The sequence below is a fragment of the bacterium genome (assembly GCA_024226335.1).
Lineage (GTDB): Bacteria > Myxococcota_A > UBA9160 > SZUA-336 > SZUA-336 > JAAELY01.
In genome coordinates this window covers 1-14,870 of record JAAELY010000137.1, presented here as the reverse complement: position 1 = coordinate 14,870, position 14,870 = coordinate 1, and the positions used below count along the sequence as shown (strand labels likewise).

Below are 14,870 nucleotides of genomic sequence, written 5' to 3'. Positions count from 1 at the left end.
ATCGGGGGGTGTCAGGCGCGACTCGAATAAAGCGCGCTAAGCGCCCGAATCCAGGTGCCTTTTAAGCTCATCCAGTGAGATGGGTAAAGGATCTGCAGATGGGAAGCAGCTCGAAATCTGCTGCGGATACGAAGACCGCGCCCTCAGCTGAGGCGGCGCCGGGCAGTCGGGTCGTTCTCGATCCCGCTGGTATCCAGCGCGCTACGACGCGAATCGCTCACGAAATCCTGGAGCGAAACACGGAACCCGAAGACCTGGCCCTGGTCGCGATCCTCAGCGGCGGTCTGGTTGTCGGGCAGCGCATCAACGCGGCGCTGGAGGAAATCGCCAAGCGGGAGATTCCACTCGGAGCTCTCGACGTGACCCTGTATCGCGACGATGTGGTCGGTCACGGCCGACGACCCATGCCGAAGCCCACGCGCATGCCCTTTTCTGTGACGGGCAAGCGCGTGATTCTCGTGGACGATGTCATGTTCACCGGGCGCACGGTTCGTTCCGCGATGGATGCGGTCATCGATTTCGGTCGGCCCGAAGCGATCCAGGTGGCGACGCTGGTCGATCGCGGGCACCGCGAACTTCCGATCCGCGTGGATTTCGTGGGCAAGAACATTCCCACGTCGCGCGGTGAGCAGGTCGTACTGCGCGAGACAGACGCCGGCGAGCTGGAGGTGGTGGTCGAATGAGGCACTTGCTTGGCATTGAAAACCTGACTCGTGAAGACATCGACCTGATTCTCGAAACCTCAGAGGCCATGCTCGAGGTGTCGCAACGCGAGATCAAGCGTGTGCCGACGTTGCGCGGGCGCACCGTCATCAATGTGTTTCTCGAACCTTCGACACGAACGCGCGTCAGCTTCGAGATCGCCGCGAAACGGCTTTCGGCGGATGCGATCAATGTGAGCGCGAGTGGATCGAGTCTGTCGAAGGCCGAAACACTCGCCGATATGACCCGCAACCTTGCGGCCATGAGTGCAGATGTCCTGGTGGTGAGGGATCGCACCGCAGGCGTTCCGCAGATGCTGGCCGAGCGTGTTCGGGTTCCGGTCATCAATGCTGGTGACGGATGTCACGAGCACCCGACACAGGCGCTGCTAGACGCCTTCACGCTGCGACAGTCGCTCGGCTCTCTCGATGGACGCGTGATTTCAATCGTAGGAGATATCGCGCATAGTCGCGTGGCTCGTTCCGACATCTACGCGTTTACCAAACTCGGTGCTGAAGTGCGGGTTGCCGGACCCCCGACCATGATGCCCGCTGGGATTGAAGGCCTGGGCGTGAAGCCCTGCTTCTCCATGGCGGAAGCGCTCGATGGGGCTGACGTGATCGTGATGTTGCGAATCCAGCAGGAACGCTTGGAAGGTGCGCTGTTCCCGTCGGTCCGGGAGTACTCACAGACTTTTGGCCTGACCCTGGCGACACTGCAGTTGGCGAAGCCCGACGCGATCGTGCTCCATCCCGGGCCGATCAATCGCGGTGTCGAGATCGCCAGTGAGGTCGCAGACGCAGAACCGTCCCGCATCCTCGACCAGGTCACCAATGGTGTGGCTGTGCGCATGGCCACCCTCTACTTGCTGACCGGAGGCGAAAATTGAGCCGAATTCGCATTCACGGTGCGCGGATTCTGGATCCTTCGAATAGACGCGACGAGCTGGGGGATCTCGAGTTCGAAGACGGCGTCATCCAGCGCGTGGGAAAGGATCTCTCCGGCCCGGCGGACGAGATCATCGAAGCCGATGGCTTGTGGCTTGTCCCCGGCTTCGTCGATCTGCACACGCATCTGCGCGAACCCGGTCAGGAATACAAAGAAGATATTCGCACGGGGACCCACGCAGCGGTTGCAGGTGGCTACACCACCGTATGCGCCATGGCAAACACCGACCCGGTCAACGATACGCCTGCGGTTACCGAGTTTATTCTCCGGCGCGCCCGCGAGTCGGCTCTCGCTCGTGTACATGTGATTGCAGCTGCGACTCAGGGACTGCGCGGAGAGATCATGTCGGAAATGGCGAGCCTGGCCGGTGCCGGTGCGGTCGCCTTTTCCGACGATGGATCCGTGATCATGAGCGCGCTCGTAATGAGACGAGCGCTCGAGTACGCCCGCGGCGTAGGTCGGCCGGTGATCGCTCACTGCGAAGATCTGAACTTGAAAGGTCCGGGGGTCGTTCACGAGGGCGCCCATGCGACTTGTTGCGGCCTGGTGGGTTCTCCGGCAGAAGCCGAGACCGTCATGGTCGCCAGGGACATCGAACTCGCGCGCCTGACGGGTGCGCATCTGCACGTGGCCCATGTTTCGGCGGCTCGCTCGGTCGATCTCATTCACGAAGCGAAAGCCGCGGGAATCAAAGTGACAGCGGAAGTCACTCCGCACCATCTTCTGCTGACGGATGAGCAGATTCGCAACTACGACACGAACAAGAAGATGGCCCCACCACTGCGCACCGCACGAGATCGCGAGCGTCTGCGCGAGGGACTCGCCGATGGCACGATCGACTGCATCGCGACCGATCATGCACCACACGCCCATTACGAGAAGGACGTGGAGTTCAGTAACGCGGCTTTTGGCGTGGTCGGACTCGAGACGGCGCTGCCGGTGGCGTTGGAATTGGCACGGACCGACCACATGAGTCCGCTCGACGCGATCGACCGGCTTTCTACGCGGCCCGCGCGTGTACTGGGCCTGCGCGGAGGAACGCTCGAAGTGGGTTCGCCCGCCGACATCGCACTGGTCGATCCCGATCTCGTCTGGAAGTTGGAGCTGGGCTCGTTGCATTCGCGCTCGCGAAATTCGGCGTTCTTGCAGCGGGAGCTGCAGGGACGGGCATTGCGTACCTGGGTCGGGGGTCGGGGTGTCTGGGCGCTGGATATCGAGGGGAGGCTCGCTTGAGTTCGAACGGGAAAGCCTGGTTGGTTCTCGCCGATGGAAGCGCCTACGAGGGCGAGGCTTTCGGCGCGCCCGCCGAGGGGGTAGGCGAGGTCGTCTTCCACACGGGCATGAGCGGCTATCAAGAGATTCTCACCGACCCCTCCTATGCCGGACAGATCGTGTGCATGACGTATCCGGAAATCGGCAATGTGGGCTGTAATCCGGAGGACGAGGAGTCGCGGGGTCTCTTCTTGAGTGGTTTCGTCGTACGCGATCACGTCGACTTTCCCTCTTCCTGGCGCAGTCGCGAGTCTCTTCAAGACTATCTGGTGCGGCACGGAATTCCGGGAATCACGGGCATCGATACGCGCGCTGTCGTGCAGCGTCTGCGCACGCGCGGTGCGACAAACGGTGTCGTGGCGCACGGTGATGCCGACGTCGATGAATTGCGCAGACGGGCCGCCGCACTGCCCTCCATGGCCGGGCGAAATCTGGTCGACGAGGTTACCTGCAGCGAAGCATACGATTGGACCGAGGGAACCGACTGGACCTTCGAAGCGCCGGAGCCTCATGCAAAGCGACTCAAGGTGATCGCGTACGACTACGGCATCAAGCGCAATATCTTGCGCCAGATGGTCAATGCTGGTTTCGATGTTCGCGTCGTCCCGGCGAGCACACCGGCCCGTGAGGTTCTGGCTCAGGAGCCCGATGGAGTCTTTCTGTCCAACGGGCCGGGCGATCCCGATGCCGTCGAATACGCAGCGCCGATCGTGCGCGAAATCATCGGCAAACGACCAATATTTGGCATCTGCCTGGGACACCAGATCCTGGGCCTCGCGCTCGGAGGCCGGACGGTCAAGATGCGCTTCGGCCACCATGGCAGCAATCAACCCGCACAAGATGCAGACACCGGGCGAGTCTTGATCGCCTCCGAAAATCACGGATTTGCTCTCGAGGCCAGCTCTTTGCAGGCCGCAAATGGTGTGGAGATCACACATTTGAACCTGAACGATCAGACGGTCGAGGGGCTGCGCCACCGCGAACTACCGATCTTTTCGGTCCAGTACCACCCGGAGGCATCTCCTGGTCCCCACGATACTTCACATCTCTTTGGGCACTTCCGCACGCTGATCGAGTCGTCCCATGCCTAAGCGAGAAGACCTGAAGAAGATCTTGCTGATCGGCGCAGGGCCGATCGTGATCGGGCAGGCCTGCGAGTTCGACTACTCCGGCACGCAAGCCTGCAAGGCTCTGCGTGAAGAAGGCATTGAAGTGGTGCTGGTCAATTCGAATCCGGCCACCATCATGACGGACCCGGACTTCGCTACGCGCACCTACATCGAACCGCTCACCGGTGAGACCGTGGCGCAGATTATTCGCGAAGAACGGCCGGACGCGGTCCTTCCGACCCTCGGTGGGCAGACCGCGCTCAACGTGGCGATAGAACTGGCCGAAATGGGAATACTCGAAGAACTCGGCATCGAGCTGATCGGCGCGCAACTCGATTCCATCATGATGGCCGAAGACCGCTCGCGTTTCCGCACGGCGATGCAGGAGATCGGGTTGGAGGTGCCGCGTTCCTGTTATGTCAATTCGATCGATCAGGTCGAGCAGGTCCTCGATGAGATCGGCATCCCGGCGATCATTCGGCCTTCGTTCACGCTGGGCGGAGCAGGCGGCGCGATCGCCATGAATGAATCGGAGCTGCGCACGAAGCTGGAATGGGGTCTGAGGATTTCTCCACGGAGCGAGGTGCTCGTGGAGCAGTCGGTGATCGGCTGGAAGGAATTCGAACTCGAGGTGATGCGCGACGCTGCTGATAACGTCGTGATCATCTGCTCGATCGAGAATCTGGATCCCATGGGTATTCACACCGGCGATTCGATCACGGTGGCGCCCGCGCAAACGCTGACCGACAAGGAGTACCAGCGTCTGCGAGACGCTGCGATCAAGATCATTCGCAAGATTGGTGTCGATACCGGCGGTTCGAACATTCAGTTCGCGGTGTCTCCAGAGAATGGCAAGGTCGTCATCATCGAGATGAATCCGCGGGTCTCGCGTAGTTCGGCACTCGCGAGCAAGGCGACGGGTTTTCCAATCGCGAAGATCGCGGCGAAGCTGGCCATCGGTTACACACTCGATGAGATTCCGAACGACATTACGAAGGAAACTCCGGCGAGCTTCGAACCCACCATCGACTACGTGGTGACGAAGATCCCGCGCTTCGCTTTCGAGAAGTTTCCCCGAGCGGATTCGACTCTCGGCGTACAGATGAAGTCGGTGGGTGAAGCCATGTCGATTGGGAGGACCTTTCGGGAATCCCTGCAAAAAGGCATCCGCTCACTCGAAACGGATCGCTACGGGCTCGAGGAGACGGGGCGCTCGGATGAAGATCTCGACCGCGCTCTTCGCGTGGCTGAGCCCGAAAGACTCTGGATGCTCGGCGAGGCGTTTCGTCGCGGCCGCTCGATCGAGCAGGTGTCCGAGTTGACCAACATCGATCCCTGGTTTCTCAACCAGATCCGTGAAATCACGCTCGGCGAGATGCTCTTCGTGAGTAATGGCGATCTGCGCCAGGCCAAGCGCAATGGTTTTTCGGATCGCCGGCTTGCTGCACTTACGGGAGTGGCCGAACGGGAGGTTCGAGAACGTCGCTGGCGAGAGGGAATCGAGCCTGTGTACAAACGCGTCGATACCTGCGGCGCGGAGTTCGAAGCGGATACCCCGTACCTGTACTCGACCTACGAATCGGAGTGTGAGGCTCGACCGAGCGATCGCAAGAAGATCATGATCCTGGGGGGTGGTCCAAACCGGATCGGGCAGGGCATCGAGTTCGATTATTGCTGCGTTCAAGGAGTGATGGGGCTCGCCAAGGACGGATACGAGACCATCATGGTCAATTGCAATCCGGAAACGGTGTCGACCGATTACGATACCTCCGACCGTCTGTACTTCGAGCCGGTGACCTTCGAAGACGTGCTCTCGATCGTGCGCACCGAGAACCCCGATGGAGTGATCGTACAGTTCGGTGGCCAGACTCCGCTGAGACTGGCCGTCGCGCTGGCCGACGCGGGTGTGCGGATCATCGGTACTTCGCCCGATGCGATTGACCGGGCCGAGGATCGCGAACGTTTCGCCGAACTCTTGAACCGGCTCGGTATCAGACAGCCCGAGAACAGCACGGCCCGCAGTGTGGAGGCCGCCCGTCGGCTCGCTGAAGATATCGGCTATCCGGTACTCGTGCGGCCGTCGTATGTGCTCGGTGGTCGCGCAATGCAGATCGTGCACGATCAGCATGAACTCGAAGTCTATATGAGAGAAGCCGTATCGGTCAGTCCCGAGCACCCGGTACTCGTGGATCGATTTCTGGCAAATGCGATTGAAGTCGACGTCGACGCGATCTGCGACGGGGAGATCGCCGTGATCGCCGGTATCATGGAACACATCGAGGAGGCGGGAATCCACTCCGGCGACTCGGCGTGTTCGCTACCGCCCTATAGCCTGCCGCGCTACGTGCTCGAGGAAATTCGGCGGGCGACTCGTGCGCTGGCCCTGGAGCTGGGCGTATGCGGACTCATGAATATTCAGTTCGGTGTAGTCGGCACCGAAGTCTATGTCATCGAGGTGAACCCGCGCGCTTCGCGTACGGTGCCGTTCGTTTCGAAGGCGATCGGTGTTCCCCTGGCCCAACTCGCGGCGCGCGTCATGGCGGGCAAATCTTTGACCGAACTCGGTTTTACTTCCGAGATCGAACCGTCGCATGTTTCGGTCAAGGAGTCGGTCTTTCCTTTCGTGAAGTTTCCCGGTGTCGATACCCTGCTCGGTCCTGAAATGAAGAGCACGGGAGAGGTCATGGGGATTGATCGTGAATTTGGGCGAGCTTATGCCAAGGCACAACGCGCTGCGGGTAACGATCTGCCGGTGGGCGGTACGGTGCTCGTGTCGCTGCGCGCGGAAGACAAGGCTCCAGCGCTCGAAGCCCTGCGCACCCTGCAGGAAGAGGGTTTTCGTATCGTCGCGACCGGCGGTACGGCGCGCTTCATGAAAGAGTCCGGACTCGACGCCGAGCACGTCAACAAAGCTCAGCAGGGGTCGCCGCATACCGTCGACCTGCTCAGCGCTGGAGTCATCGACCTGGTCATTGCGACGACCAAGATCGGCGATTCCGCGGCCGTCGCTGATTCCGCTTCGATGCGTCGAGCGGCGTTGGAGCACGGCGTGCCGTATTTCACGACTGTGGCCGCAGCCCGAGCGGCGGCGGGTGCGATTCGCGCGCTGCGTGCGGGCGAGGTTCGCCCGCTTGCGCTTCAAGACGTGCACCCGGGGTAAGGCTCCCCTTGAAGAAATCAAACCCGCGGCTTGACCCCTTTCCGCCTGGATCCTCCGGCTCGGCCCCGGTATCATCGACGGACAGCTGATGTCTCAGTACTCGAGCGCCGTCCGAGGAATTCGCGCGCCACTCGAGTTCGTTCTTGGCGGCTCTGAGCGCGCAGAGCGAGTCCGCGAGTTGCAGCAGACCCTTCTGGCGGCGCTTTCGGCAGCCACTGAACTCTGGATTCCTCAGGAAGCGAAGCGGCGCTTCTCAGATGCGGCGCAGAAGATTGCCGAAAATGGAGTGGCGCCTTCGGTCCTCGAGCCGATTGCGAAGCGGCTTGGACCACTTCTCGATCCCGATTACGCGCGTCGGGCTCTTTCACAGGAAACCGTGAAGATCCCGGGGGTGGGTCCCAAGATCGCCCAGGCCCTCGCGCGCAAAGAGATCCATCGCATCGAGGATCTGCTCTTCTTCTTGCCGCGTTCTTATGAGGACCGGCGCGAGATCTCCAAGATCGAAGAATTGCAGGTTGGCCATAGCGCCTGTTTCGAGGGAACGGTCACGCGTTCAGGCGTCGTTCCACTGCGCAACGGCCGGAGTTTCTTGCAAGCCGTCGTGAGCGACGGAACTGCGGCGGTGCAACTCAAATGGTTTCGGGGCATCGCACACTTCCAGGACCGGCTCAAGCCCGGGGCTCGTGTGCTGGTCGCTGGAGATGTGAGGAGATACCGCTACGCAAAGGAATTGCACCATCCGGAACTGGAGTTCCTGAATCGCGATGCACCCCTGGGTAGCCTGCCGCGTATCGTGCCGACCTACTCACACGTCGAGGGCGTGCCGCCGCGAACCATGCGGCGTATCGTCGAGTCTACGACGAAATACGCAGCGGACCTGGTCGATGCCTGGCTACCGGAGACATCGGCTCGACGGCACGGACTGGCCGATCTGGGTGAGTCGTTGCGCGAGGTCCACCTGCCCAGTCCGCATCTCGATCCCGAACTCCTGAGAGAGCGGCGCACGCCCTATCACTTGCGTCTCGTCGCCGAAGAGCTTCTGCTTTTGCAGGTCGGCCTCGAACTGAGGCGAGCCCAGTTCTCGCGACGCGCGAGTCGACCTCTGGCGGTCGCCCACCCCGGCGTCCAAAAGGCCATCGACGCGCTTCCCTTCAAATTGACCTCCGATCAGGAACGGGTCTGGCGGGAAATCTCGAGCGATCTCTCTCGTGCGCAGCCAATGAACCGCATGCTGATCGGCGACGTTGGAACCGGAAAAACCGTACTCGCAATACTGGGGGCGGTTGCGGCGCATGCATCCGGAGGCGTGACCGCCGTGCTCGCTCCGACTGAAATCCTGGCCGAGCAACACTTCGAGACCTTCCGCAAACTCGCCCAACCCCTCGGGCTGAACATCGGGCTGCTGACCGGGAGTACCCCCGCTCCCCAACGCCGTTCCCTGCGCCGACTTCTGGCGCTGGGTGAGATCGCGATCGTGATTGGCACCCACGCTTTGCTGACCGAGTCCTTCGATCTGCCGAAGCTGGCATTCGTGGTCATCGACGAACAGCACCGTTTCGGAGTGGCGCAACGCCGTGCCCTTGGAGACAAGGGTGAAAATCCGCACGTACTCCTGATGTCGGCCACGCCGATTCCGAGGAGCCTCGCCCTTACCGTATTCGGGGATCTGGATCACTCGGTGCTCCGCGAGCGACCGCCGGGCCGATCCCCCGTGGAAACCCGCGTGATTCCGCCCGAGGCGGCTCGCCAGGCGCTCGACGCCCTGCGCGAGGCTCTCGCCCGCGACGAACAGGCCTATATCGTCTATCCGCTGGTCGAGGAGTCCGAGAAGCAGGATCTCAAAGACGCGAGCCGCGGTTACGAGCGCCTGGTCCGGGCTCTTCCGGGAGTTCGGGTCGGCCTGCTTCACGGTCGCCTGGACGGGCGAGAGCGGCTCCAGACCATGCAGGAATTTGCGGCGGGTCGAGTCCGGGTGCTGGTCTCGACGACCGTGATCGAGGTCGGTGTAGATGTGCACAACGCCACTCTGCTGATCGTCCAGCACGCCGAACGCTTCGGTCTCGCCCAACTGCACCAGTTGCGCGGCCGTGTGGGGCGAGGCCAATTGCCCGGACGCGCGATGCTGATCTCGGAGCCGCGAACCGAGGATGCCTCGCGCCGACTGGCCATCCTGGAGGCCAGCGAGAGCGGATTCGAGATCGCCGAAGAGGATCTGCGGATTCGCGGTGCCGGTGAATGGCTGGGCACTCGCCAGGCTGGCCACCTGCCCGAACTCCGACTGGCCGACCTGGTCCGGCACGGCGAGTTGCTGCCGGTGGCCCGCGCGGCGGCCCGGGATCTCCTGAGCAAGGATCCCGAGCTTCGCGGCAATCCGATTCTGCGCACCAGCGTCGAACAGCGCTGGGGCGGCCGTCTCGATTTCGGGGCAGTTGCGTGAGTTTTCAGGCGAGACTTCAGCCGGTCTGGGGCATCCGACCCTCGACGGATTGCACGCGCACGGAGCCTGCCATACTCTCGCCACAGTCCATGCCAGAAGCCGTCGTTCAAGAGGTCGGCCGAGGCGAGGGCCAGCGGCCTCCGCGGCTCCCCGTGCACTGCCGGGGCAACACCGAACGGAATCCAAGGGTCGAGTCGATGCGCCGCATGCTTCGAGCACGCGAGCTCAACTCGGTCTGCGAAGAGGCGCGCTGCCCGAACCTCGCCGAGTGTTTCGCACGCCGAACGGTCACGTTCATGCTGCTGGGAGACGTGTGCACTCGCGCCTGTCGCTTCTGCAATGTGCCGACCGGGCTCGGACGGGCCGTCGATTCCACAGAGCCGCAGAAGGTCGCAGAAGCGGTCGCGGAACTCGGTCTGCGCCATGTGGTGCTCACCAGCGTCAATCGCGACGACCTTCTCGATCAGGGAAGCGGCCAGTTCGTCGCCGTGCTCTCGCACCTGCACGAGCGCGCGCCCGGGGTCAGCGTCGAAGTTCTCACACCCGATTTTCGCGGTGAGACCGAGTGCATCGATCGCGTGATCGATGCGGCACCGGATGTGTACAACCACAACATCGAGACCGTGCCGCGCCTCTACGGCGAGGTGCGCATCGGCGCACGCTACGATCGCTCACTCGCGCTTCTCCGGCGGGTAAAGCAACGATCGTCCAGGCTGGCGAAGTCGGGCTTGATGCTCGGACTCGGGGAGACCCGGGACGAAGTCCTGGAGGTGATGGACGACTTGCGGGAGTGCGGGGTGGACTGTCTGACACTCGGCCAGTACCTGCGACCCACGTTGCGCCACAGGCCCGTCGATCGCTATCTGGACCCGTCGGAGTTCGAAGAGTTGAGAAAGAGCGGGGAAGAGCGCGGCTTCCTGCACGTGGCCAGCGGCCCGCTCGTCCGGAGTTCGTTCCGTGCCGGTGCTGCGCTGGATCGACTGCGCTCCGCGGGGGTTCAGGCATGAGCCGCTTCGAAAAAGTCGACCGACTGCCGCCGTACGTGCTCAGTATCGTCAATGAGTTGAAACTGAAAGCTCGACGAGCGGGCGACGATGTGATCGATCTGGGTTTCGGAAATCCCAACCATCCGACACCGCCGCATATCGTGGCGAAGCTGGCCGAGGCGGTTCAGGATCCCCGCAACCACCACTATTCGTCCTCTCGCGGATTGCCGAATCTGCGCCGCGCGATGTGCCGCTGGTACCAGCGCCGCTACCAGATCGATCTCGACGCCGACAGTCAGATGATCGCGACCATCGGAGCGAAGGAGGGTCTGTCGCATTTCGTGATGGCGAGCATCGGCAGGGGCGACACCGTCTTGTGCCCGGATCCCAGCTATCCGATCCACAGTTTCTCGGTCGTGATCGCCGGGGGCGATCTGATCCGTGTTCCAATTCAGCCGTTAGACGGACTGCTCGCGCGGCTCGAAAAGGCCGTGGCACTCGCCTGGCCCCAGCCAAAGATGTTGATCGCATCGTTCCCGCACAACCCGACCACGATTTCCGTCGACCTCGCGTTCATGACCGAACTCGTCGACTTCTGTCGTCGCCACGAGATGATGTTGGTGCACGATCTCGCCTACGCGGAAATCTGCTATGACGGCTACGTTCCGCCGAGCGTGTTGCAGGTGCCCGGCGCGACCGATCTCGCGATCGAATTTACCTCACTTTCGAAATCGCACGCCATGGCCGGATGGCGGGTCGGCTTTGCGGCCGGTAACTCCGAGATGATCCGCGTACTGACCCGGGTGAAGAGCTATCTGGACTACGGTGTCTTCCAGCCGATCCAGATCGCGACCATCATCGCGCTGGACGGCCCTCAAGAGTGCGTGGCAGAGATCGTCAGCGACTACCGCTCGCGTCGCGATGCCTTGATCGAAGGCCTGGAGCAGGCCGACTGGAAGGTCGAGAAGCCCCAGGGAACGATGTTCGTCTGGGCTCGGTTGCCCGAGGCTTTCGAGAAGCAGGGCTCGCTCGAGTTCTCGAAACTGCTACTCGAGCAGGCTCAGGTAGCCGTGTCCCCGGGGATCGGATTTGGTCCTTCGGGCGAAGGCTATGTGCGCTTCGCCTTGGTCGAAAATACTCATCGCATCCGCCAAGCGGCGCGAAATATCCGAAAGCTGGTGCGAAATGCCTGAAACCGTGCGGGTTGGCATCGTCGGAATGGGAACGATCGGCACCGGAGTCGTCCGGATCTTCCAGGAACACGCCGAAGACCTGCGCGATCGTCTCGGCTTTGATTTGCGTCTTTCGCGCATCGCCGACATCGATCTCGAAACCGACCGCGGTGTCTCGCTGTCCGAATACGAACTGAGTACGGACTGGCGGGATCTCGCCAACGATCCCGAGATCGACCTGATCGTGGAGTTGATCGGCGGAACGAAGATCGCGAAGGACGTAGTGGCCGGCGCGCTACAGGCTGGGAAATCCATCGTGACGGCGAACAAGGCGCTCCTCGCTCATCACGGCGAAGAACTCTACGCGCTGGCGGCGGAAAACTCTGTGGACCTGGCGTTCGAGGCCGCTGTGGGCGGGACGATTCCGGTGCTGCGAGCCTTGCGCGAAGGCCTGAACGCCGATCGCATCGAAACTCTGCACGGTATCGTCAATGGCACCTGCAACTACATTCTTTCGGAAATGGAGGAGGGCGGCGAGCCGTACGCGGCGTGTCTCAAGCGCGCCCAGGATCTGGGCTTTGCCGAAGCGGATCCCACCTTCGATGTCGATGGTACCGATTCCGCCCACAAGCTCGCGATCCTGATCGGGCTCGCCTTCGGGCTGCGGACACATCCCGACGATATCGCCACTGAAGGCATCGAGTGCATCGGCCCGGTCGATATCGAGTACGCGCGGCGCTTCGGTCTGCGCATCAAGTTGCTCGCAGTGGCCAAGCGGGGTCCTCGAGGTGTCGAAGCTCACGTCCACCCAACGATGATTTCTGCTTCGAGTGTGCTCGCCGGAGTGAGTGGCTCGATGAATGCGGTCGAGGTCCGCGGAGTCATGTCGGGTCCAACGATGTACTACGGCGCGGGTGCCGGTTCTCTGCCCACCGCCAGCGCCGTCGTCGCCGACTTGATGGAACTCGCACGAGCGCGGGTATCCGGGGCGACCGGTCGAGTTCCCCCGCTCGGACGCCCCAGGTTGCGCTCGGAGCGACTCTTGCCGGCCGAAGACCAAACGGGTGAGTTCTACCTGCGCTTCAACGTAGTGGACTCTCCAGGCGTTCTGGCGGGCATCACCGGTGCGTTAGGTGATCTGGGTATCAGCATCGCTTCTGTGCTCCAGGAGGAGCGTCACGAGTCGGCCGCCGTTCCCGTCGTGATCACGACCCACACCTCGCGTCAGGCCGATCTGGACGCGGCACTGAGCGAGATCGCCAGCATGCGCGAGGTCACCGAAGCCGCGCACGTGCTGCGGATTGAGCGGGAGATCTGAAGCCATGGCCGTACCTCGTTCCGATCAGCTCGATTCCTGGTTTGAGTGTCATCGCGGTTGCAGCGGGCGCTACCCGCTGACGGATGTGATCTATCAGTGCCCGAGCTGCGAGGGTCTGCTGACCGTCCAGCACGACTTCGAGAAGCTCAAGCGAGGTTCGGCGCAGGAGTGGAAACAACTCTTTACCGCTCGCGGACACACGACTGAATGGCCTTACGGAAGCGGGGTCTGGGGCAAGCGCGAACTGGTTTGCCCCGTCGTGGACGAAGAAAACGTCGTATCGATGTTCGAGGGACATACGAACTTGTTCTGGGCGAAACGCCTGGGGCAGCAGCTTCAGCTCGAAGACCTCTGGCTGAAGCTGTGCGGTAATACCCACACGGGAAGTTTCAAGGACCTCGGCATGACGGTCCTTGTTTCCGTCGTCAACCAGATGATACAGAGTGGAAAACCGGTCCGTGCAGTTGCTTGCGCGTCTACCGGTGACACTTCGGCCGCGCTCGCCGCTTACGCTGCGTACGCCGGTATTCCCGCAATCGTCCTTTTGCCCAAAGACAAGGTCTCGGTCGCGCAACTCGTTCAGCCCGTTGCCAATGGCGCGATCACGCTCTCGCTCGAAACTGATTTCGATGGCTGCATGAAGATCGTGCGCAAGATCGCAGAGAGCGACGGCATCTACCTGGCGAACTCGATGAACTCTCTGCGCATCGAAGGCCAGAAGACGGTAGGGATGGAGATCCTCCAGCAGTTCGACTGGGAGGTGCCGGACTGGATCATCATTCCCGGCGGCAACCTGGGCAATGTTTCGGCACTCGGAAAGGGCCTGCTCGACTTTCTGGAACTCGGCATCATCGACAAGCTGCCGCGCATCGTCTGCGCTCAGGCCGAGGCGGCCGACCCGCTGTATCACAGCTACATCAATCACTTCGAAAAATTCGAACCGGTGCAGGCCCGACCCACACTGGCCAGTGCCATCCAGATCGGCGACCCCGTGTCGTACGAGCGTGCCATCGCGGTGCTCAAGCGCTTCGATGGGATCGTCGAGCACGCGACGGAGCAGGAACTGGTAGATGCGTCCGCCGAGGCGGATCGAACGGGCCTGTTCAATTGCCCGCACACCGGGGTGGCGCTCGCCGCCTTGAAGAAGCTGCTGGCTCGTGGGGAAATCCGGCGCGACCAGCGGGTCGTGATCATCTCGACCGCCCACGGATTGAAGTTCACTGACTTCAAAGTCCGGTATCACACGAAGGCACTGCCGGGTATCGAGTCGGAGCTGGCCAATGAGCCAATCGTGCTTCCGGCCAGCTACGACAGTGTGCGGGACGAAATCAACCGACAGATCGACGAGCGATCCTGAACAAGATAGAGGGGAGACCTGAGGTGAGTATCGATCGAAACCTTGCGCTTGAATTGGTGCGCGCGACAGAAGCGGCCGCGCTGGCCTGTACGGGGCTGATGGGACGCGGAGACGAAATGGCGGCCGATCAGGCTGCAGTCGATGCCATGCGTGTAGCGCTCAATCGCATCGAAATGGACGGGACGGTAGTGATCGGGGAGGGCGAGCGGGACGAAGCGCCCATGCTCTACATCGGCGAGAAGGTCGGGACCGGCAACGGGCCGAAGGTGGAAATTGCCCTCGATCCACTTGAAGGCACGACCATTTGTGCGACCGGTGGACCGAATGCGCTCTCGGTAATTGCCGCCGCCGATGAAGGCGGCTTCCTGCATGCCCCCGACACGTATATGGACAAGATCGCCGTAGGGCC

At 62.0% G+C, this 14,870-nt stretch carries 11 protein-coding genes; all 11 read left to right on the top strand.

What is annotated here, in order from left to right; translation table 11 throughout:
* The first annotated feature begins 98 nt into the window (after positions 1-98).
* Entirely contained in the window at positions 99-683 is a 585-nt protein-coding gene (gene pyrR / locus GY725_06195) for a bifunctional pyr operon transcriptional regulator/uracil phosphoribosyltransferase PyrR (GenBank protein ID MCP4003769.1), read from the top strand.
* Positions 680-1,591 (top strand): aspartate carbamoyltransferase catalytic subunit, encoded by a 912-nt coding sequence (locus GY725_06190; GenBank protein MCP4003768.1) that lies wholly within the window; start codon positions 680-682, stop codon positions 1,589-1,591. The genes pyrR and GY725_06190 overlap by 4 nt, the downstream gene beginning before the upstream one ends.
* Positions 1,588-2,883: a dihydroorotase gene (locus GY725_06185; protein ID MCP4003767.1), complete on the top strand. Its 1,296-nt coding sequence runs from the start codon at positions 1,588-1,590 to the stop codon at positions 2,881-2,883. The genes GY725_06190 and GY725_06185 overlap by 4 nt, the downstream gene beginning before the upstream one ends.
* A complete protein-coding gene (gene carA, locus GY725_06180; protein ID MCP4003766.1) occupies positions 2,880-4,013 on the top strand; it encodes a glutamine-hydrolyzing carbamoyl-phosphate synthase small subunit in 1,134 nt (377 codons plus the stop codon). The genes GY725_06185 and carA overlap by 4 nt, the downstream gene beginning before the upstream one ends.
* Positions 4,006-7,191: a carbamoyl-phosphate synthase large subunit gene (gene carB, locus GY725_06175; GenBank protein ID MCP4003765.1), complete on the top strand. Its 3,186-nt coding sequence runs from the start codon at positions 4,006-4,008 to the stop codon at positions 7,189-7,191. The genes carA and carB overlap by 8 nt, the downstream gene beginning before the upstream one ends.
* Before the next feature lie 88 nt (positions 7,192-7,279).
* Complete coding sequence (recG, locus tag GY725_06170) at positions 7,280-9,628, top strand: ATP-dependent DNA helicase RecG (protein MCP4003764.1); 2,349 nt, start codon at positions 7,280-7,282, stop codon at positions 9,626-9,628.
* Positions 9,625-10,635 (top strand): lipoyl synthase, encoded by a 1,011-nt coding sequence (gene lipA, locus GY725_06165; GenBank protein ID MCP4003763.1) that lies wholly within the window; start codon positions 9,625-9,627, stop codon positions 10,633-10,635. The genes recG and lipA overlap by 4 nt, the downstream gene beginning before the upstream one ends.
* Positions 10,632-11,807, top strand: coding sequence for an aminotransferase class I/II-fold pyridoxal phosphate-dependent enzyme (locus GY725_06160; GenBank protein MCP4003762.1), 1,176 nt, complete (start codon positions 10,632-10,634; stop codon positions 11,805-11,807). Before lipA ends, GY725_06160 begins: the two co-directional genes overlap by 4 nt.
* Positions 11,800-13,104, top strand: coding sequence for a homoserine dehydrogenase (locus tag GY725_06155; GenBank protein MCP4003761.1), 1,305 nt, complete (start codon positions 11,800-11,802; stop codon positions 13,102-13,104). Before GY725_06160 ends, GY725_06155 begins: the two co-directional genes overlap by 8 nt.
* Before the next feature lie 4 nt (positions 13,105-13,108).
* Complete coding sequence (gene thrC, locus GY725_06150) at positions 13,109-14,461, top strand: threonine synthase (protein MCP4003760.1); 1,353 nt, start codon at positions 13,109-13,111, stop codon at positions 14,459-14,461.
* 29 nt (positions 14,462-14,490) lie between these two features.
* Positions 14,491-14,870 (top strand): fructose-bisphosphatase class II (locus GY725_06145; protein MCP4003759.1); only part of this gene is annotated, 380 nt, incomplete at its 3' end.

Coding starts and splice junctions, on each gene's coding strand:
- pyrR (MCP4003769.1), top strand. CDS start 99: ATGGGAAGCAGCTCGAAATCTGCTGCGGATACGAAGACCGCGCCCTCA.
- GY725_06190 (MCP4003768.1), top strand. CDS start 680: ATGAGGCACTTGCTTGGCATTGAAAACCTGACTCGTGAAGACATCGAC.
- carB (MCP4003765.1), top strand. CDS start 4,006: ATGCCTAAGCGAGAAGACCTGAAGAAGATCTTGCTGATCGGCGCAGGG.
- recG (MCP4003764.1), top strand. CDS start 7,280: ATGTCTCAGTACTCGAGCGCCGTCCGAGGAATTCGCGCGCCACTCGAG.
- GY725_06160 (MCP4003762.1), top strand. CDS start 10,632: ATGAGCCGCTTCGAAAAAGTCGACCGACTGCCGCCGTACGTGCTCAGT.
- GY725_06155 (MCP4003761.1), top strand. CDS start 11,800: ATGCCTGAAACCGTGCGGGTTGGCATCGTCGGAATGGGAACGATCGGC.
- thrC (MCP4003760.1), top strand. CDS start 13,109: ATGGCCGTACCTCGTTCCGATCAGCTCGATTCCTGGTTTGAGTGTCAT.